Here is an 18,217-nt window from a genome sequence, read left to right as displayed (position 1 = left end):
AGGAGGGTTTCTGGTTATGAGTTACCGTAAATTACAACGGACTAGTTCTCAACGTCGTGCCTTGTTACGCGATTTGACTACCAGTTTAATTTTAAACGGCCGCATCGAAACGACTGAAGCACGCGCTAAAGAAGTTCGGAAGACGGCTGACCAAATGATTACCTTGGGTAAGCAAGGCGACTTGCATGCTCGGCGTCAAGCTGCTGCGTTCATCCGTAACGTGGTTGCCGATGTTAAGGAAGACGGCGATGATGTTGTCGTTACCAGCGCATTGCAAAAGGTATTCAGTGAATTAGCACCGAAGTACGCTGATCGTAACGGTGGTTACACGCGTATCTTAAAGACGATGCCTCGTCGCGGTGATGGTGCTGCTATGGCAGTTCTGGAATTCGTTGACTAGTTTCTAGTAACGTGTTCAAGGTGTGATCACGACCTTAAACGTGATACCAATATGTTTTAAATTAATCACTAGAACCATGTGGTATAGAGCGCTACGATGATGGGGAAATTTTTCCGAGTCTAGCTTGAATGGGGGCTAACGCCTCAGCGCCGCTGGTTTGTTAGTGATTTTTTTATACCCTTTTTTAGGGCGTTCCAGCGCACCGCATTTTTTTGCTGGAAATCAGCCGACATCTCTTCGGTCCCAGTGGAATCTTTGGTATAATTAGCGGTGACTTTTTTCAAAGGAGACTTCCGCGGATGGCAAATATCATTGAAGTTAAACACTTGACCTATCGTTATCAGGAAGACGATGCGCGTCCGGCACTAGACGACGTGAGTTTTAACGTACACGCCGGCGAGTGGTTGGCGATTGTCGGCCATAACGGCAGTGGCAAGTCGACGCTGGCCAAGTCGCTGGACGGGTTACTGCCATTTACGACGGGTGAAGTGACGGTCGGTGGCATTCGATTATCGCCGGAAACGGTCTGGCAGGTCCGCGAGAAGATCGGCATGATCTTTCAGAATCCGGATAACCAGTTCGTGGGGGCCACCGTGGCGGACGACGTGGCCTTTGGACTCGAGAACCGGCAGATTCCACGCGAGGAAATGGTACCGCGGGTGACCGCGGCCATTGAACAGGTTGGCATGACGGCGTTCACGCATCGCGAGCCCAGTTCATTATCCGGCGGGCAGAAGCAGCGGGTCGCCTTGGCTGGCATCGTGGCGATTGCGCCGGACGTGCTGATCCTAGACGAGGCCACCAGCATGCTCGATCCGCAAGGCCGCCGAGACATGTTGGCTCTGGTTCGTCAGCTGCGGACCGACCGGCATTTAACGGTGATCTCGATCACCCACGACATCGACGAGGCGGCCGGCGCCGATCGGATCCTCGTAATCGATGACGGCCGGTTGGTGGATGAGGCCGATCCCGCCACAATCTTCGCGCAGGGGGAGCGGCTGGTGAAGTTGGGCTTGGACTTACCCTTTACCGCAAAATTAAAAACGGCGTTGCGTCAACGGGGGATCACCCCGCCGGCAACGTACCAGACAGCGGCGGAAATGGAGGAGTGGCTGTGGCAATCACTTTCGAACACGTAAGCTATACGTATCAGGCGGGGACGCCCATGGCCACGTCGGCCGTCACGGACGTGTCCTTCAGTGTGCCCGACCACAGCTACCTCGCCATCATTGGGCATACCGGCAGCGGCAAATCAACGTTGATTCAACAGCTCAACGCCTTGCTAAAGCCGACGAGTGGCCAGATTACGGTGGACAACTTTACGATTACGCCCAAGACCACCAATGCCGCGCTCAAGCCCCTGCGGCAGCACGTGGGCATGGTGTTTCAGTTTCCCGAGAGCCAGTTGTTCGAGGAAACCGTACGCCAGGACATCGCCTTTGGCCCGCGTAACTTCGGCATGGGCGAGACGGATGCGTTCAAGTTAGCCGATGCGATGCTCCAGACGGTGGGACTCGACAGCAGTTATGCCGAACGCTCCCCGTTTGAGCTGTCGGGTGGGCAAATGCGGCGGGTCGCCATCGCGGGCGTCTTGGCCATGCGGCCGCAAGTCTTGGTGCTGGACGAACCCACGGCCGGGTTGGACCCGCAAGGCCGGCAGGAGATGATGGGGTTGTTTGAACGGCTCCATCGTGAGCAGGGCCTGAGCATTGTGCTGGTTACCCACCAGATGGAAGACGTGGCCCAGTACGCTGAACAGGTCGCGGTGATGCGCGCGGGGAAACTGGTTAAATTCGGCACGCCCCACGCGATCTTCAGTGACGCCGACTGGTTACAGGAGAATCAACTGGATATGCCGCGAGCGGCGCAATTTGCCCAGCGTTTAGCCAATCGTGGGTTAACCTGGGATCCACTACCACTGACCGCGGAACAACTGGCCGATCAGCTAGCCGCGCGGTGGCCACAAGGAGGGGACGCCCATGTCTAACTTTATTTTTGGCCGCTACTTACCCCTCGATTCGGTGGTCCACCATCTGGACCCACGAAATAAATTAATGTTGAGCTTTTGCTATATCGTGCTGGTCTTTATGGCCAACAATCCGGTGAGCTACCTGGTGATCATCGCCTTTACGGTGGGGGCCATCCTGGCGTCAAAGATCAGCTTGGGCTTCTTTCTCAAAGGGATTCGACCGTTACTGTGGCTGATCGTCTTTACGGTGGTGCTGCAGCTTCTGTTCAGTCCGGCCGGAGGACACGTGTACTTTCACTGGGCATTTATCAACATCACCCAGTTTGGGCTGATCAATTCCGTCTATATCTTCATCCGGTTCCTGTTGATCATCATGATGTCGACGCTGCTGACGCTATCGACGCAGCCGTTGGATATCGCCACGGGGTTGGCCTCGCTGATGAAGCCCTTACGGTGGGTCAAGGTGCCGGTCGACACGCTAGCCATGATGTTGTCGATCGCCTTGCGCTTCGTCCCGACGTTGATGGACGAGGCCAATAAGATCATGAATGCTCAACGCGCCCGGGGCGTGGACTTCGGCGAGGGGGGCCTGTTAAAGCAGGCCAAATCCCTGATTCCACTGATGGTGCCCCTGTTCATGAGTGCCTTCAACCGGGCCGAGGACTTGTCGACGGCGATGGAAGCCCGTGGGTATCAGGACAGTGAGCACCGCAGTCAGTATCGAATTTTAACATGGCAACGACGGGACACGGTGACGTGGATCATCTTCGTGGTGGTTCTAGCCGCCATCTTAGTGACCCGCCGTTGGTAGGAGGAAACATGCAACGTTATAAAGTAACTTTTATGTATGATGGGACCAATTTTGCCGGCTTTCAGCGGCAGCCCCACAAACGGACCGTGGAGAGCGTCCTGACCCAGGTCGTCAATAAGATGGCCAAGCAGCCGGACCCGGCGATCGTGATCTACGGCTCGGGACGGACCGACGCAGGCGTCCACGCATTGGCGCAGGTGGCCCACTTCGACTTTCCCTTCATCATTCCCGCCGAGAACATGCGCAAGGGCTTAAACAGCATGTTACCGATGGATATGGAGGTCCTGAAGGTCGAGGAGGTCGCCAGTACCTTCCACGCCCGCTATGATGTCTCCGGTAAGCGGTATTTGTACCGGATGGATCTGGGCGAATTCCGGAACCCGTTTAAACGCAATTATACGGGGCACTGGAAGTTTCCCGTTGATTTAGGGAAGATTAATCAGGCACTGGGTGATCTGGTCGGAGAACACGATTTTACCAGTTTCGTGGCCTCTGGGGCCCAGACCCGGACCTTCGTGCGGACCATCTATGAGGCCACGTGTCACATTGACCAGGCCAATGATGAACTGGTCTTTGAATTTTACGGCAATGGCTTCATGTACAATCAGGTTCGGATCATGGTGGGGGTCCTCGTCGAGATTGGCGCTGGAACCCGGCCGGTGCATGATATTTTACGCTTATACGAGGTGAAGGACCGCCGGCAGGCTAGAAGAACGGTGCCCGCAGCGGGGTTATACTTGAAACACGTCTATTACCAAGGCGAAGATCCGGCGCATCCAACGAAATTGCCGCAACATCAGCGGTAATTTTGGTTAAGGGGCAAACAATCATTGACTTTATGGTGAAAACTTTGTATTATGGTTGTTGGTATTGTTTGCCCCACGATAAGCCCCGGAAAGTTTACTTGGTGTCAGACAAACACAGATTTATGGAGGAATTTAACGTGCGTACAACTTATATGGCAAAACCCAACGACGTTGACCGCAAATGGTACATCGTCGACGCAACTGATGTTAGCTTAGGTCGTCTTGCTTCAGTCGTTGCTTCTGTATTACGTGGTAAGAACAAGCCAACGTTCACCCCTAACGTGGACACTGGTGATAACGTAATCGTCATCAACGCTGAAAAAGTCGCTTTAACTGGCCGTAAGGCAGCCGACAAGATTTACTACCACCACACTGGTTTCGCTGGTGGCTTGAAGTCACGGACTGCTGGTAACTTCCGGGATCAAAACCCAGAAAAACTGATCGAAACTTCTGTTCAAGGTATGCTCCCTAAGAACTCCTTAGGTCACCACATGGCATTGAAGCTTCACGTGTACGCTGGTGCAGACCACTCACACGAAGCACAAAAGCCAGAAGTATTAGACATTACTAACCTAATCTAAGGAGGAAACCAAATTGGCACAAGTTCAATATCGCGGCACTGGCCGTCGTAAAAACTCCTCTGCACGTGTACGTTTAGTACCCGGCTCAGGCAAGATTGTTATGAACAACAAGGCAATCGAAGATTACATTCCATTCGCAAGTATTCGTGAAGTGGTTTTACAACCATTCAACGTTACGGAAACGCTCGGTAACTATGATGCATTAGTTACTGTTCGTGGTGGCGGTTTCTCCGGTCAAGCCGGCGCAACTCGTCATGGTATCGCTCGGGCATTGCTCGATGTCGACCCAGATTTCCGTGGACCATTGAAGCGTGCGGGTCTCTTGACTCGTGACGCCCGGATGAAGGAACGGAAGAAGCCAGGTCTGAAGAAGGCACGTAAGGCTTCACAATTCTCAAAGCGTTAATATTTCGATATTATCGGTTGGAAAGATCCTCGCTATTTTGGTGGGGATTTTTTTGTTTGGGGACGAATTTAAATTGGTTCTAAAATATCGGCTCTTTGTTATGTGAGCACCCAGTAACCGACGACCGTATTGAGATGTAAATTAAGAAATGGTCTGTCCTCGATTTTTGAGGGCAGACCATTTCTTCCATAAAGTATTCAGAGCAAAACTTGCGATCAGCGCGTTGATCGCAGAATTTTTCGCTTCGGGTCATATGAGATGAACCCACTTTTGATAGCGCTTCCCAAAGTTCGGGCGTGGTTACGGCTGTCATCTGTTGGAAACTCTAAATTAAAATTCACCCTATAATCTATCAACGTCATTGTCAATCCCTTCTCCGGGAAGATTCGCCTGATTTTGTCTTTCTTCATATGTTAATTTATCCTCCTTGCAAAACAGAAATAACGATTCATTTGTAGCATATAATTCATTATACGGTACTAGATTACGGGATTCCCTTACATATGTCAATATCCTTTTCTATTAGTAAGGGAATTGATTGCATGTCTGGAGGACGATCAGATGAGGAAGGATGTTGATTATAGCGTCTTGAATAAGAAAATATTCCGTGAGTTTTTGCAACGAGATCGCCAAATACTAGTCTTTGGACCAACACCTTCAGTGAAGATAGACTGAATTCTTGATATTTTAAGGCAATTACAGCGGAAGTATGGCACCAGTATTCACGGGTCGCAATGACGGATGCTGCGGATAATTTGGCATTCATTATGACAGTTACAAGGCAACTCAATCTAGATAAACCGTCAAATTGGCGCATTACCGGGAATTTTGCCGAAATAAATGAACTTTCAAATTTAGTAGAGCTCCTGTTGAAGACGGATACGATATTGGTTGTCGAGAATCTGGAGAACATGCCAGAGAAGGCGTTATCTTTGCGAATACGGCTGGCGGGAATGGCTAAGAATTTATCGGATGAGGCAATCAATTATCTAGATTCTTATGCCAAAATCATATTTACTGGGGTAGAGGAAACGGCAGCGCAATTGTGGGGGATTTGCAGTCGTCGAAGGGGCGATTGGCAACCATAGTTGTAGAAACTATGGGTTAAGACATCACCGCTAAGCTCGTAGGTCTAGTTGTTCACCGATGTAATGAACAAATCTGGATTAAATTGTTATTTCCTACAGGTGATTTCCCAATAGTGTGCTACAATGATCTCGTTCTTGTTAGTTATTTCACTTTACAAACTCAACAAGAATCTGGCGACATTTGTTGTTAATCAAAGACTTATGGAGGTAATCGGATGGCAAATTTATCAGGTAAAACTGCATTAGTTACAGGTGGCACAAGCGGAATTGGAACGGCGATTGTCGAAAATTTCGTGAACAATGGGGCTAAGGTCGTTTTCACCGGCCGGAACGTTGCGGCTGGTCAAAAGATTCAGGAACAATTGGGCGAGAACGCCTACTTTATCAAACAAGATGTGACTGACGTGGACGCTTGGCCTAAGGTTGTTAGTGAAGGCGAACAACATTTCTCCGCATCATTTGATATTCTGGTCAATAATGCCGGGATCGCAATTCAAAGTTCAATCGAGGATGTCTCGATCGCCGATTACGACAAAGTGGTCAAGATTAACCAGTACGGTGTCTTCTACGGCATGAAGTTCACGTTACCTTCCCTTAAGAAGAACGGTAACGGTTCAATCATAAACATTTCCTCGGTTGCCGGGATGGCTGGCTTTGCCGACCTGAGCGGTTACGTTTCCAGTAAGTGGGCCGTTCGGGGAATGAGCAAGGGCGCTGCACTCGAATTCACCAAGTACGGTATTCGCGTTAACTCTGTTCACCCCGGCGTGATTAAGACGCCAATTCTGGATACAACCAGCGAAGAATCATTGAAGGCCACTGAATCGGCTATTCCAATGGGCCGGGTTGGTCGTCCCGCAGAGCTGGCAAACATGGTGAACTTCTTAGCCTCTGATGAAGCGAGCTATGCCACCGGCCAAGAATTTGTTGTTGATGGTGGGTTAACGACGCCATAGTCGGCAATAACCTGAAAATTCAAAAGTAAAATAACGCTCATAGCAAAAGTTCTGGTCATGATCCGCTGGCCGGAAATTTTGCTATGAGTTTTTCAATTTTAGCCGTGATTAGGTGTTGTTTTCCCCCACCGCTTGCCTTAGACTGAGGGAATGGAATACGGAATACGAGGCAAGGGACAATCATGGATAAAATTCGACATTCAAAGTTTTATGATTTATTTTTAAATACCTTATCGAAAAAAATGGTGATGGGGTTCATTCTGATCATCGCCATGGGGACGTTAATGCTGAGCCTACCGATCGCCACCAACTGGGGGCGGCCGGTTTCGTTTATTAACGCGTTGTTTACGGCGACCTCGGCGACCTGTATCACCGGGCTAACGGTGGTCAATACGGCCGAGACCTGGACGCCGTTTGGGCAGGTGGCCATCATGATCATGACGGAGATCGGGGCGCTGGGCTACATGACGTTTGCGGTATTGCTGTTTAACGTGATGCGGCGGCACCTCAACCTGTCCACCCAGCTGATGGTGAAGGAATCCCTGAACCTGGAGCACCTCCACGACACCAAGAGTGTAATGCAGTACGTGATCGTTCTGTCGGCGGCGTTTCAGCTCGCGGGGATGGCGCTGTTCGCCTTTGACTTCGTGCCCCGTTACGGCTGGGGCCGGGGCCTGTACATCTCGCTCTTTCACTCCGTCATGTCCTTTTGTAACGCCGGTTTCGACGTCTTTGGCAACAGTTTGATGGGCTTTCGCGACGACTCCTACATGTTACTGGTGACCACGCTGCTGATTGTGGCGGGGGGCCTGGGCTTTCTGGTCTGGCGCGACCTATTGCTCTTCCACGAGCGTAAACGCCTGACGCTAAACTCCAAACTGACCTTGGTGACCACGCTGTCGCTATTCGTAATTGGCTTTGTCATCCTGCTGGTCACGGAGCGGGACCTGAGCCTCTTGCCCAAGGGGACGTCGTGGTTCAACCGCACGATGAACACGCTCTTTCTCAGCGTCACGCCCCGAACGGCGGGCCTAATTTCCCTACCGACAAATGAGCTCCATCCGGGCAGTATCTTTTTGATTATGATTCTGATGTTTATCGGGGGGACGCCCGGATCGACCGCCGGGGGGATTAAGACCACGACGTTTGGCGTGCTGATGGTCCAAAGCATGGCCCAGTTGCGCGGTAAGAAGGACGCCGAGTTTGCCCACCGCCGCTTCAGCCAAGCCAACGTCAGCCGGGCCCTGCTCCTGATCTTCATGGCCAGTGTCGTGATTGCCCTGGCCACGCTGGTCCTGACGCAGACGGAAAAGATTCCGCACAACTTCGGTTTGGAATATATCGTCTTTGAAGTCCTGTCCGCATTTGGCACCGTGGGCTTGAGCTTAGGCTTGACGCCGCATCTGACTGTGATCGGTAAGATTGTGATCATGCTGCTGATGTTCATCGGCCGGGTCGGAATCTTTACCACGCTCTACACGCTGTCACGGCGCCAGGTCAAGAAGAACCTGATTCGCTATCCGGAAGAAAATATCTTAATTGGTTAAGGGGTCTGAACAATGAAGAAGAGTTTTGCAGTACTGGGTCTCGGGCGGTTCGGCCAGAGTGTGGTGGAAACGCTCGCGGAGACCCATCAAGACGTGCTCGCCGTCGACGTGCAGGAGGCGCCCGTCAATGAGATGACGGAGATCGCCACTCAGACGTTGGTCGCCGATACGCGGGATGAAGAGGTCTTGCGCGAATTAAACATCGACACCTTCGACTACGTGATTGTCGGGATTGGCAATAACATGGAGGCCAGCATCCTGACTACTATGTTGGCCAAGGAACTGGGCGCCGAAAAGGTGATTGCCAAGGCCGAAACCAGCGACCACGGTCGCGTGCTCAAGCGCGTGGGGGCCGATCAGGTGATCTTCCCCGAACGTGACATGGGGCACAGCATCGTCCGCAAGCTACTCTCCAATCATATTTTGAATTTTATTGACTTGAGTGATAAATACACGCTGGCCGAGGTGGTCATCACCGACCCAACCTTCGTCAATCAGAATCTGATCGACCTGAATCTGCGTAAACGCTTTGACCTAACGATCATCGCCATTCAGCACGGTCAGAAGATCAATATTTCCCCGCAGCCGACCGACATGGTCCAGCTCCACGATGTGTTGACGGTAGTGGGGCCGATCGAGCACGTTGAGGCACTGGACGAGGCGTTGAAGAAGTAGCGTTGGCCGCCGCCTAATGGGTCACAGACATGGCGGTAGGGGCCGCCTTACCGTTCGCCAAATTTGGCCTGGATCGCTGTGGGCAGGATCGGGAAAAGCCAAAGCCCGGTCTTTTCCCTCGCTTTGAGCCGATAACCCGCGTCTCAAAGACGCCACTTTTCAAGCAGGGCACTTGAAAAGTCCCACGGCTGAGACCAAATTTGACTCACTCACGGCTAACATAGTGGGTGGCCAATGAACGTTGGCCTCAACCACACGTCCCAGGCTCTCTGGTAGCTACAGGCAGAGACAGCGAACTTGCTAGGGCCAACCCCCATAGTGAGGCGCACCTCCGATCAGCGCCAGTAACCACACCACTCATACAAAAGCTAAAAAGTGAGCACCCATCGAACAGATAGGTGCTCTATTTGTCGTTGTGCTGAACCTCTCAGCGGGTGGATACGATTCCCATTGAATTTCACCAAATGGCTTGGTATGGTTAGACCACTAGAAGTTAACTGACAAAAGGGGACGAGGAACTCGTGAAAGTTAAACGGATGGTCAATTGGTTACGGGTGCAAAGTGCGGGACAGATGGGGATGTACGGTGCCGAGGAGCTGACGCAGTGGAAGGCGATGGCCCTGTTGTATTACGTTCAGGGCACGTATCTCGCGATGTACGGGGTACCGGCTTTTGAGGATGAGATCTTGATTGAGAAGAATGGACCGGTGATTGCGGCGGTGCGGCAAAAGTATCACGATCGCATTCGGATTGTCGGCAAGTTGGGCAAGAAGGCGTGGGCCGATGATCGGTTGATTGAGGATCGTCACCCCCAGCACCTCGACGTCCTACACGCGGTGTGGCAAGCCTTTGGCGATCTGTCGACGATCGAGTTGCGCCAACAGATGCTACAGGAGGCGCCGTGTCAGGAAACCAAGGTCGGCCAAGCCATTGACTTAGACCGTTTGACGGCGTACTTCCAGACGGAGGTGGTGGCCTTTCCGGAGACCACCGCAGCCGATCCCGTAGTGGATGCCGTTCACGCGGACCCCGTCTCATAGGGCGAATAGCCGCCTTGGCGGGACAGTTACCCGTCATTTGTTCACGAGTTGTTTAGGTCACTGACCACTCATAGGGTGCGCACGATTAGGGTTGTGTCTCGCTGATTGGCTTGTTATGATGGTGCTAGATAGAGAGAAGACGGTGTTGACCAGAAGGCTTTCCAAGGAGGGTCCGTTGTGAACAACGATATCGATCAAATAGTTAACTGGTTCCGGGTCAAGAGTAGCCAGCAAATGCAGGACATGGATGCGGATGAATTGAGTCGCGGCAAGGTGTCGCAATTGTTGTATTACGTCCAGGGCATTTGCGTCGTGGTCTACGGGATCCGAGCCTTTTCTGATGAGCTGGTGGCGGGTGAGCACGGGGTGATGATCCCGGCGGTCGAGGCGCGCTATGCGGGTCAGACCAGTATCGTCGGCCGGCTCACCGCTGAGGATCAAGCGGATCACGATTACCTGGCCGGCATTCAACAGTTTCAGGCAATTCTTGAGTGCGTCTGGCAGACCTTCGGGGACTTATCGGCCGTGGAGTTGATGGAACGGGTCCAGTGCGATCAACCGTGGGCGGAAACGCTGCCGGGGAACGTCATCGAAATGGCGGCCATGGAAGACTACTTTAAGGACAAAGTCATTGCTCGAATTAAGATGGATTAGAGAATCTACTATAGAAGACAAACTAAAAAAGCGCCATTCGTCAGTACCGAGGAATTCTCCTCCGACTAACGAATGGCGCTTTCAGATTTTAAAAGTTAGAGTAAGTGGATGTTGGCGGCTTCGCATTGGTCGATCATGGCTTTAGGCCAGATGGACGTTTGGACTTCGCCGACGTGGGCCTTGCCCAACAGTAACATGCAGAGCCGGGATTGACCGATCCCGCCACCAATGGTGTAGGGGAGTTCTTCGTTCATAATCATTTGGTGGTATGGCAGCTTCAGCCGGTCTTCGGCATGGGCAATCTTCAGTTGTTTCTTCATGGAAGCGGCATCGACCCGCACACCCATGCTGGAGATTTCGATGGCCTGTTGTAACGGTTCGTACCAGAACATGATGTCACCGTTTAATTCCCAGTCGTCGTAGTCGGGAGCCCGGCCATCGTGGCGCTTGCCACTCTTTAAGGCGCCACCAATCTTCATGAGGAAGACGCAGCCGAGTTTCTTACTGATGGCGTTCTCGCGTTCACGGGGCGTCATCTCAGGGTACATGTCTTCCAGTTCCTGCGTGGTGATGAAGTGAATCTCATCGGGCAAGTGGTGGACGGCTTGGGGGAACTTGTACCAGACCTCATGTTCCATGTGCTTGATGACCTTGAAGATGGTCCGGACGGTGGCCTTCAACGTTTCTTCGGTCCGTTCGTCCTTAGCGATGACCTTTTCCCAGTCCCATTGGTCGACGTAGGCGGAGTGGAAGTTGTCCAGGTCCTCGTCCTTCCGAATGGCGTTCATGTTGGTGTAGAGGCCTTCGTGCATCTTAAAGCCGTTTTTCTTCAAGGCCACGCGCTTCCACTTGGCCAGGGAGTGGACGATTTCAATGGTCGAATCGCCCATGTCGGCCATGGTGAAGGAAACGGGCTTTTCTACGCCGTTCAAGTTATCGTTTAACCCGGTAGACTTCTCCACAAACATCGGGGCCGTCAGCCGAGAGAGGTTGAGCTGCTTACCGAATTCTGATTGGAAGGTTTCACGAATGAAACGGATGGCCTCCTGGGTGTCTTTCACGGATAATTTTGGATCGTATGATTTAGGAACAATTAAATGCATAAGATGATCTCCTTTGGGTTTAGGTTTGAGATAAAATAAAAAAAGTTTTTCCATCCCTTGTGTTATCAAGGGACGAAAAAACTTTCGCGGTACCACCCAAGTTGCCCACTCTAGAAATGGGCCAGCTCAATTAGAGTACAAACATACTCTACCGATGGTAACGTACCGGTTGACGGCTAACCCTACCGCGCTCACGCGTTTCAGGAAGCAACTAAGAAAGTGTTATTCCGACTAGTCAGGCACTGATTGGGTTTGCACTAGGTCCCAACTCACTGGCAGGCTGACTAACCGTACTCGTCTTTCCTCCGTTTTTTATCTTATGGGCTTAATCCTAGCACCTTTTTCAAATTTGTAAATAAGAAAATTAGAATTTCACGAGAATTTAGTCGTGCGACCGGGGAGAAACCCGCGGTAAATCTGGCGTCGGACCCGGTCAAAAATTTTAAGCCAGGATAAACGGACGTGTCACCGATGGCTGGTGGGTTCTGTGAATCTCGTGATTTGCCAAAGTGGTGGTCCGAGTCAGCGAAAAATAGCGTGAAATCCCGACAGAATGCGGTTTCACCGGTAATTTCACCTTGACATTCTACCTAACAAAAATTAGACTATAATAATTAGTCTTATCAAATTCTCATTATATGGGCGGAAGGAGGAGTCGCAATGGCCAAACAGCCACTACAACTATTCATCAAGAAGCAGGTGCAGACCGACTTGTACAAGAAAACGGGGTTGGAGAAGACCTTAACCGCGTTCAGTCTGACCACCATGGGAATTGGGGCGATCGTCGGCTCCGGGATCTTTATCACGCCCGGGCTGATTGCCGCCAACTATACCGGGCCGAGCGTCATGCTCTCCTACGTCATTGCGGTGATTGTTTGCGCCATGGCGGCCCTGTGTTATTCAGAGTTTTCGTCGACGATTCCGCTGGCGGGGAGTGCCTATACCTATGTCTACGCCGTATTCGGCGAATTCGTGGCCTGGATTTTGGGCTGGGCGTTAATCTCCGAGTACCTCTTTGCCGTGTCGTCCGTGGCCGTGAGCTGGTCGTCTTACTTCCAGAACCTCATGGGCGGCTTCGGGATTAAATTACCGGCGTTCTTCCAGGCCGCGGCCGGAACCGCTGGCGTCAAGGGTGGGGGCATTGATATCGTCGCCCTCCTGATTACGATGCTGGTGGCGGCGCTGCTGTCCAAGGGCATTCGGGAGTCGGCCCGCATTAATAACATTATGGTCATTGTTAAAATTTTAGTGATTCTTCTATTCATCGCCATTGCCATCTTTTACGTGAAGCCGGCCAACTACCGCCCGTTCCTACCATTTGGGACCCACGGCGTCTTCAAGGGGGCCGCGGTGGCCTTCTACGCCTACATCGGGTTCGATGCCGTGTCGACGGCCAGTGAAGAGGTCAAGAATCCCAAGCGCAACATGCCAATCGGGATTATCTCGTCGCTGTTGGTGGCGGCCGTGCTTTACATTGGCCTATCCGCCGTGTTGGTCGGGGTCGTCCACTATACCAAATTAGGCGTGGCCGATCCTGTGGCCTTTGCCCTTAACCTGATTCATCAGGACTGGGCGGCCGGCGTGATCTCCTTTGGGGCAATCGTGGGGATGACCACAGTGCTAATCGTCATGTCCTACGGGGGCACACGGTTGTTGTTCGCCATTAGCCGGGACGGCCTGTTGCCGGCGTCGCTCAAGAAGCTCCATCCCAAGACCCACGTGCCGGTGGCCAATACCTGGATCTTCGGCATCGTGGCCAGCGTCTTCGCGGCCTTTATTCCAATCGATAAGATCGCCGAGCTGGTCAACATCGGGACGCTGTCGGCATTTGCCATGGTGTCTTTAGGCATCGTCTTCCTACGTCACGATGAGCGCTTCAAGGATATGGACACGTCCTTCAAGGTGCCGTGGTATCCGGTCCTGCCGATTGCATCCTTCCTGGCCTGCGTCTACCTGATGACGCAGCTCCAGCCATTTACCTGGGAAGCCTTTGGCATCTGGGTGGTGCTGGGCCTGATCGTTTACGTCAGCTACGGCTACCATCACAGTCGGGTGCGGCGCGAGACGGCTTAGGGTGAACTTAAAATGTAAAGCCAAACATCGAAGCGTTGCTGCAGAGACGGCAACGTTTTGTTTTTTATTAAGAATGTAATGGACTCAGGAAGTGTTAAGAAAAGGTCCCTATAATGGACGAGTCAGTTAAGCAGAGAAAAAATGAACACCATCCGGTAAGTTCACGGGTGGCTGGAAGGGTGGTCAAGACAAACCATGATGGAACCACGACACAAAGCAAGGAAGAAACGGCATCCGATTCGCAATATCTTTATCGTGCTGATTCTCGCGTTGTTAGCGGGGGGAACGGCGTACGGGATGCATAAGTATCAGAGTATCAAGGACACGGTCAAAACCTCTTACAAGGCGTCTGGCGCGAAGAAGTTACGTAACGTCAACACACAGCTTTCAGGGAAGAAGCCGATCTCAATCCTATTGATGGGAACCGATACCGGGGCGTTGGGCCGGACGTTCTCCGGGCGCACGGATAGCATGATGGTGGTGACCATCAATCCCAAGACCAATAAGACCACGATTACCAGTATTCCCCGCGATACAGCGGTGACGATTCCCGGCTACGAGGATTACGGCGTCTCCAAGATCAATGCGGCCTACGCTTATGGCAAATCGAAGACGGCGATTACGACCGTGCAGAGCATGCTAAATGTGCCGATTGACTTCTACGCCATCATCAACATGGGCGGCATGGAGAAGATCATTAACGAGGTTGGCGGCGTCACCGTGACACCGACCCTGAGCTTTAGCTACGGCGGTTATACGTTCAAGAAGGGCGTCAAGACCCACATGAACGGGAAGAAGGCCCTGGCCTACGCCCGAATGCGGGACGATGATCCCAAGGGCGACTACGGCCGGCAAACGCGGCAACGCAAGGTTATCATGGCCCTATTGGCGAAGTCGGGATCGGTAAGTACGCTACTCAATGAATCATTTATCAGTTCATTGACCAAGCAGACGCAGACCGATTTAACCTTCAATGATTTGACGGCGCTGGCTACGAATTACCTAGCGGCCACTAAGCACATCAAGACCACCCACCTGCAGGGGACCAGCGAAACCATCAACAGTCAGAGTATGGAGGTCGCGTCGAAATCCGAACTACAGCGGGTCACAAATTATATCCGGAACGGGTTGGGACTGGCGTATAAGAAGACCGGTTCCATTGCTGATATGAGTGCGACGGGTTCCACAACGACCAGCGCCACGGCGACTGATAACGCTAACACCACCGGTAATACGGGACAAGATACCGGCGGTCCAAACGGAAACTATTAACGTGAATTAAAGGTTTAGACCAGGCACTATCTGCAAGAATTCATTGCGGTAGTGCCTTTTTGTTACTGTAGAAAAACAACGAACGAATTTCAAAAAAATTCTCAAAATGTAACAGAAAAAACGTAATGAGAATGTATTAATTGTGGGCAATGGACTAAGGTATAATATGAGAGTGAAATTTAGTAAAAAATCGCCAACATTAGTCAAAACTTAAAATTAACTTAAAAGATGTTCTTGAAGTTAACTACTAGTAGTGATATTATTTCTAACGGTCTATTCGTTTGGCGTGAAACATAGTAAGTCTAATAAACAAACTGCGACATTGGAGGAAAGTATGGAGTCAGAACAAACAGTAAGCTTGATGCAGATCATGGGAATTCTGCGGAAACACATCAAAATGATTGGAATCACAACGGTGGTGGTCTTCTTAGTCGCCGTCTTTGCCACTTTCTTCGTGATGACGCCCAAGTACGAGTCGACAACGGAAATTCTGGTTAACCGGAAGCTTTCGCAGGCGAATCAGGGGGCCCAACTCCAACAGGTACAGGCCGATGTCCAGATGATTAGTACATACAAAGACATTATTACCAGTCCTACGGTTCTCACGACCGTTAACAAAACGGTGAGCGGCTATCCGGGTTATCCGGGATCCATGGACGCCATTAGGAAAGCGCTGAAGATCAGTAATGAGACCAACTCGCAGGTCTTCTCCGTAACGGTCAAGGCGACGGATGCCAAGACGGCAGCGGCCATTGCCAATGAGACAGCGAAGGTCTTCAAACAAAAAGTTGTGAAGATGATGAGCGTGAATAACGTGTCTATCGTATCCCGCGCGATGCCAAGCTACCATGCCGTAAGTCCCAAGAAGACGTTGAATCTATTGATTGGAATCGTAGCTGGCCTGTTACTGGGCATTGTGTTGGCTTTTATCAGAGAAGTCACCGATCGAACTGTGACGACCGAAAGCTTCCTAACGGATGAACTCGGGCTAACCGGTCTGGGAATTATCAGTGAAATTGATCAAGCCGAAGTTAAGAAGCGAATCGGTCATTTCCATCATTCAGAGCCGGATGTATTGGTGACGGATGGTCGGGATGGCATCGAACCACGACAACGGCATAGAAGGGTGTAGGTGAATGCAGATGGCTTGGTTTAAGCGTAGAAAGAAAAAGTTAGACGATACGAGTCTGAAGTATGGTGTGGGGCTAGTTACCTATACCAATCCTACCGGACAGATTGCAGAGCAATTTAAGACGGTGCGGACGAACATACAGTTCTCCTCAGTTGGGCGGGATCTGAAGTCCATCCTATTCACGTCGTCGGAACCCTCCGAAGGAAAGTCTACGGTCAGTAACAACATGGCCGTCACGTGGGCCGATCAAGGCACTAAGGTGATTCTAGTGGACGCCGATCTTCGACGGCCCACGGTTCACAAGTCCTTTAGCGTTAGCAATCGCGCGGGCCTGACGAATTATCTGTCCGGCAATCTTCAATTGACGGACATTATCCAGCCGACGATTATTGACAACTTAGATGTCATCAGTAGTGGGCCAATTCCACCTAACCCGGCGGAATTGCTCGGCAGCGAGCGCATTAAGACGCTGATTAAGGAACTAGAGGGCCAATACGACTTGATCGTCTTCGATGCCCCACCGGTCAATACCGTGACGGACTCGCAGCTGCTGGCCGCTCAGGTGGATGGGACCATTCTGGTCGTTCCGCAAGGGATCGCCGATAAGAATGGGGTTCGCCGGGCTAAGCAGTTGTTGGAAACTGTTCACGCGAACATTCTGGGCGCCATCATGAACCGGGTGACGGCCCAGAAGTCTGAAGGCTACTACGGTGGGAGCTATTATGGCGGGAACTACGGTGGTTATTATGGAACGGAAGGTAAGTAATGGGATTAATTGATCTGCATTGTCACATTCTACCGGGCGTCGACGACGGGTCGAAGGACTTGGATATGTCGTTAGCCATGGCCCGAGTTGCAGTTCAACAAGGCATTTCCCATATTCTGGTGACGCCACACCACATGGATGGCATGTACCTGAACCATAAAGCGGATGTGCTAAAGAAGACGGCGGCGTTTCAGGGCGCGTTAGAGGCGGCTGATATTCCGCTAACGGTATTTCCCGGGCAGGAGGTTCATCTGACCGGTGATCTGCTGAAGGCAATTGAGGCAGACGATATCCTGTTTATGGACGAAGGTGGTCGGTATCTGTTGCTGGAATTACCGCATAGTGGGATTCCAGAATATACGGAAGACATGATCTTTGAATTGCAAGCCCGAGGGATTACCCCGGTGATTGCCCATCCGGAGCGAAATCATGGCTTCCAAAAGGACCCAGATCGTTTGTATGATTTTGTTGAAATGGGCTGTTTGACCCAGCTCACGGATAGCTCTTACCTCGGTGTGTTTGGGAAGAGTGTTGAGAGTTTAACGGCTAAGATTATTAACGCCAACTTGGGGTTTGCGTTTGCTTCCGATGCCCATAACTTTAAGGGTCGCCGTTTCTTGATGGATGCGGCGTTCAATAAACTGGTTGAGCAAGCTGGTGAGCAGCAAGCAAAGACATTTAACGATAATGCTAAAGCGATTATTAATGGGGATGATGTCACGATATCACGAATGGTCAGAATTTCAACAATCAAAAAGAAACGAAAGTTCTGGTTGTTTTAAAAAGGTATGTGTGATGAGTTACACATTAGTTTAAAAAGTTAATTATCGGCACTACGATATTTCGTTGGTGTCACTACATATTGAATCAAGGTTGTAAGTGCATTATTACAAGTTAACACTGTTCAAGTTTTCCGGGATTGGGTAATATTGTTAGGA

Annotated in this window: 19 protein-coding genes; 18 read left to right on the top strand and 1 reads right to left on the bottom strand. The window is 51.2% G+C overall.

The features are described from left to right. Window positions 1-16 precede the first annotated feature (16 nt). The 13 genes from rplQ (at window position 17) to HEQ50_RS03550 (ending at window position 10,933) form a co-directional block, all read left to right on the top strand. Entirely contained in the window at window positions 17-400 is a 384-nt protein-coding gene (rplQ, locus tag HEQ50_RS03610) for a 50S ribosomal protein L17 (protein WP_168848749.1), read from the top strand. 299 nt (window positions 401-699) lie between these two features. Further along, window positions 700-1,539, top strand: coding sequence for an energy-coupling factor ABC transporter ATP-binding protein (locus tag HEQ50_RS03605; RefSeq protein ID WP_168899166.1), 840 nt, complete (start codon window positions 700-702; stop codon window positions 1,537-1,539). After that, window positions 1,515-2,387 carry an energy-coupling factor ABC transporter ATP-binding protein gene (locus HEQ50_RS03600; protein WP_168899165.1) on the top strand — a complete coding sequence of 291 codons (873 nt, stop codon included), beginning with the start codon at window positions 1,515-1,517 and terminating at the stop codon, window positions 2,385-2,387. Before HEQ50_RS03605 ends, HEQ50_RS03600 begins: the two co-directional genes overlap by 25 nt. Next, window positions 2,380-3,180, top strand: coding sequence for an energy-coupling factor transporter transmembrane protein EcfT (locus tag HEQ50_RS03595; RefSeq protein ID WP_168899164.1), 801 nt, complete (start codon window positions 2,380-2,382; stop codon window positions 3,178-3,180). Before HEQ50_RS03600 ends, HEQ50_RS03595 begins: the two co-directional genes overlap by 8 nt. Before the next feature lie 8 nt (window positions 3,181-3,188). Then, on the top strand, window positions 3,189-3,986 hold the full coding sequence (gene truA / locus HEQ50_RS03590) for a tRNA pseudouridine(38-40) synthase TruA (RefSeq protein ID WP_168899163.1): 798 nt from the start codon (window positions 3,189-3,191) through the stop codon (window positions 3,984-3,986). Window positions 3,987-4,123: 137 nt separating this feature from the next. Then, window positions 4,124-4,567, top strand: a complete 444-nt coding sequence (gene rplM / locus HEQ50_RS03585) for a 50S ribosomal protein L13 (RefSeq protein ID WP_168899162.1) — start codon at window positions 4,124-4,126, stop codon at window positions 4,565-4,567. A gap of 13 nt (window positions 4,568-4,580) precedes the next feature. Further along, window positions 4,581-4,973 (top strand): 30S ribosomal protein S9, encoded by a 393-nt coding sequence (gene rpsI / locus HEQ50_RS03580; protein ID WP_020090117.1) that lies wholly within the window; start codon window positions 4,581-4,583, stop codon window positions 4,971-4,973. Window positions 4,974-5,707: 734 nt separating this feature from the next. After that, a complete protein-coding gene (locus HEQ50_RS03575; protein ID WP_168899161.1) occupies window positions 5,708-6,061 on the top strand; it encodes a hypothetical protein in 354 nt (117 codons plus the stop codon). 215 nt (window positions 6,062-6,276) lie between these two features. Continuing rightward, window positions 6,277-7,017, top strand: coding sequence for an SDR family NAD(P)-dependent oxidoreductase (locus HEQ50_RS03570; protein ID WP_168899160.1), 741 nt, complete (start codon window positions 6,277-6,279; stop codon window positions 7,015-7,017). 182 nt (window positions 7,018-7,199) lie between these two features. Further along, complete coding sequence (locus tag HEQ50_RS03565; RefSeq protein WP_168899159.1) at window positions 7,200-8,564, top strand: TrkH family potassium uptake protein; 1,365 nt, start codon at window positions 7,200-7,202, stop codon at window positions 8,562-8,564. Between the two features lie 12 nt (window positions 8,565-8,576). Beyond that, entirely contained in the window at window positions 8,577-9,239 is a 663-nt protein-coding gene (locus HEQ50_RS03560; RefSeq protein ID WP_168899158.1) for a TrkA family potassium uptake protein, read from the top strand. A 521-nt stretch (window positions 9,240-9,760) separates the two neighbouring features. Beyond that, window positions 9,761-10,279 (top strand): type II toxin-antitoxin system antitoxin SocA domain-containing protein, encoded by a 519-nt coding sequence (locus HEQ50_RS03555; protein WP_168899157.1) that lies wholly within the window; start codon window positions 9,761-9,763, stop codon window positions 10,277-10,279. Window positions 10,280-10,456: 177 nt separating this feature from the next. Further along, on the top strand, window positions 10,457-10,933 hold the full coding sequence (locus tag HEQ50_RS03550) for a Cro/Cl family transcriptional regulator (RefSeq protein ID WP_168899156.1): 477 nt from the start codon (window positions 10,457-10,459) through the stop codon (window positions 10,931-10,933). A gap of 95 nt (window positions 10,934-11,028) precedes the next feature. Here the strand turns inward: HEQ50_RS03550 and asnA are convergent, their stop codons facing one another. Beyond that, the gene (gene asnA / locus HEQ50_RS03545) at window positions 11,029-12,036 is read right to left on the bottom strand and encodes an aspartate--ammonia ligase (RefSeq protein ID WP_168899155.1); all 1,008 of its coding nucleotides are present in this window, start codon (window positions 12,034-12,036) and stop codon (window positions 11,029-11,031) included. A gap of 660 nt (window positions 12,037-12,696) precedes the next feature. Between asnA and HEQ50_RS03540 the strand changes: the two genes are divergently transcribed. The 5 genes from HEQ50_RS03540 (at window position 12,697) to HEQ50_RS03520 (ending at window position 18,061) form a co-directional block, all read left to right on the top strand. Beyond that, on the top strand, window positions 12,697-14,109 hold the full coding sequence (locus HEQ50_RS03540; RefSeq protein ID WP_168899154.1) for an amino acid permease: 1,413 nt from the start codon (window positions 12,697-12,699) through the stop codon (window positions 14,107-14,109). A gap of 195 nt (window positions 14,110-14,304) precedes the next feature. Beyond that, a complete protein-coding gene (locus HEQ50_RS03535; RefSeq protein WP_232842663.1) occupies window positions 14,305-15,381 on the top strand; it encodes an LCP family protein in 1,077 nt (358 codons plus the stop codon). A gap of 334 nt (window positions 15,382-15,715) precedes the next feature. Beyond that, complete coding sequence (locus HEQ50_RS03530) at window positions 15,716-16,513, top strand: YveK family protein (RefSeq protein ID WP_168899153.1); 798 nt, start codon at window positions 15,716-15,718, stop codon at window positions 16,511-16,513. A 10-nt stretch (window positions 16,514-16,523) separates the two neighbouring features. After that, complete coding sequence (locus tag HEQ50_RS03525; protein ID WP_168899185.1) at window positions 16,524-17,279, top strand: CpsD/CapB family tyrosine-protein kinase; 756 nt, start codon at window positions 16,524-16,526, stop codon at window positions 17,277-17,279. Then, on the top strand, window positions 17,279-18,061 hold the full coding sequence (locus tag HEQ50_RS03520) for a tyrosine-protein phosphatase (RefSeq protein ID WP_168899152.1): 783 nt from the start codon (window positions 17,279-17,281) through the stop codon (window positions 18,059-18,061). The genes HEQ50_RS03525 and HEQ50_RS03520 overlap by 1 nt, the downstream gene beginning before the upstream one ends. The last annotated feature ends 156 nt before the right edge of the window (window positions 18,062-18,217 follow it).

Source organism: Lactobacillus sp. HBUAS51381, from assembly GCF_012641095.1.
In the GTDB taxonomy this organism is placed as follows: Bacteria; Bacillota; Bacilli; order Lactobacillales; family Lactobacillaceae; genus Levilactobacillus.
This window is presented reverse-complemented; position numbering and strand designations above follow the sequence as displayed.

Excerpts from the sequence above, each read along its gene's own strand:
- HEQ50_RS03520 (WP_168899152.1), top strand. The coding sequence starts at position 17,279 with ATGGGATTAATTGATCTGCATTGTCACATTCTACCGGGCGTCGACGAC.
- HEQ50_RS03595 (WP_168899164.1), top strand. The coding sequence starts at position 2,380 with ATGTCTAACTTTATTTTTGGCCGCTACTTACCCCTCGATTCGGTGGTC.
- truA (WP_168899163.1), top strand. The coding sequence starts at position 3,189 with ATGCAACGTTATAAAGTAACTTTTATGTATGATGGGACCAATTTTGCC.
- rplQ (WP_168848749.1), top strand. The coding sequence starts at position 17 with ATGAGTTACCGTAAATTACAACGGACTAGTTCTCAACGTCGTGCCTTG.
- HEQ50_RS03605 (WP_168899166.1), top strand. The coding sequence starts at position 700 with ATGGCAAATATCATTGAAGTTAAACACTTGACCTATCGTTATCAGGAA.
- HEQ50_RS03560 (WP_168899158.1), top strand. The coding sequence starts at position 8,577 with ATGAAGAAGAGTTTTGCAGTACTGGGTCTCGGGCGGTTCGGCCAGAGT.
- HEQ50_RS03530 (WP_168899153.1), top strand. The coding sequence starts at position 15,716 with ATGGAGTCAGAACAAACAGTAAGCTTGATGCAGATCATGGGAATTCTG.
- HEQ50_RS03540 (WP_168899154.1), top strand. The coding sequence starts at position 12,697 with ATGGCCAAACAGCCACTACAACTATTCATCAAGAAGCAGGTGCAGACC.
- HEQ50_RS03570 (WP_168899160.1), top strand. The coding sequence starts at position 6,277 with ATGGCAAATTTATCAGGTAAAACTGCATTAGTTACAGGTGGCACAAGC.
- HEQ50_RS03525 (WP_168899185.1), top strand. The coding sequence starts at position 16,524 with ATGGCTTGGTTTAAGCGTAGAAAGAAAAAGTTAGACGATACGAGTCTG.
- HEQ50_RS03565 (WP_168899159.1), top strand. The coding sequence starts at position 7,200 with ATGGATAAAATTCGACATTCAAAGTTTTATGATTTATTTTTAAATACC.
- HEQ50_RS03575 (WP_168899161.1), top strand. The coding sequence starts at position 5,708 with ATGACGGATGCTGCGGATAATTTGGCATTCATTATGACAGTTACAAGG.
- HEQ50_RS03535 (WP_232842663.1), top strand. The coding sequence starts at position 14,305 with ATGATGGAACCACGACACAAAGCAAGGAAGAAACGGCATCCGATTCGC.
- asnA (WP_168899155.1), bottom strand. The coding sequence starts at position 12,036 with ATGCATTTAATTGTTCCTAAATCATACGATCCAAAATTATCCGTGAAA.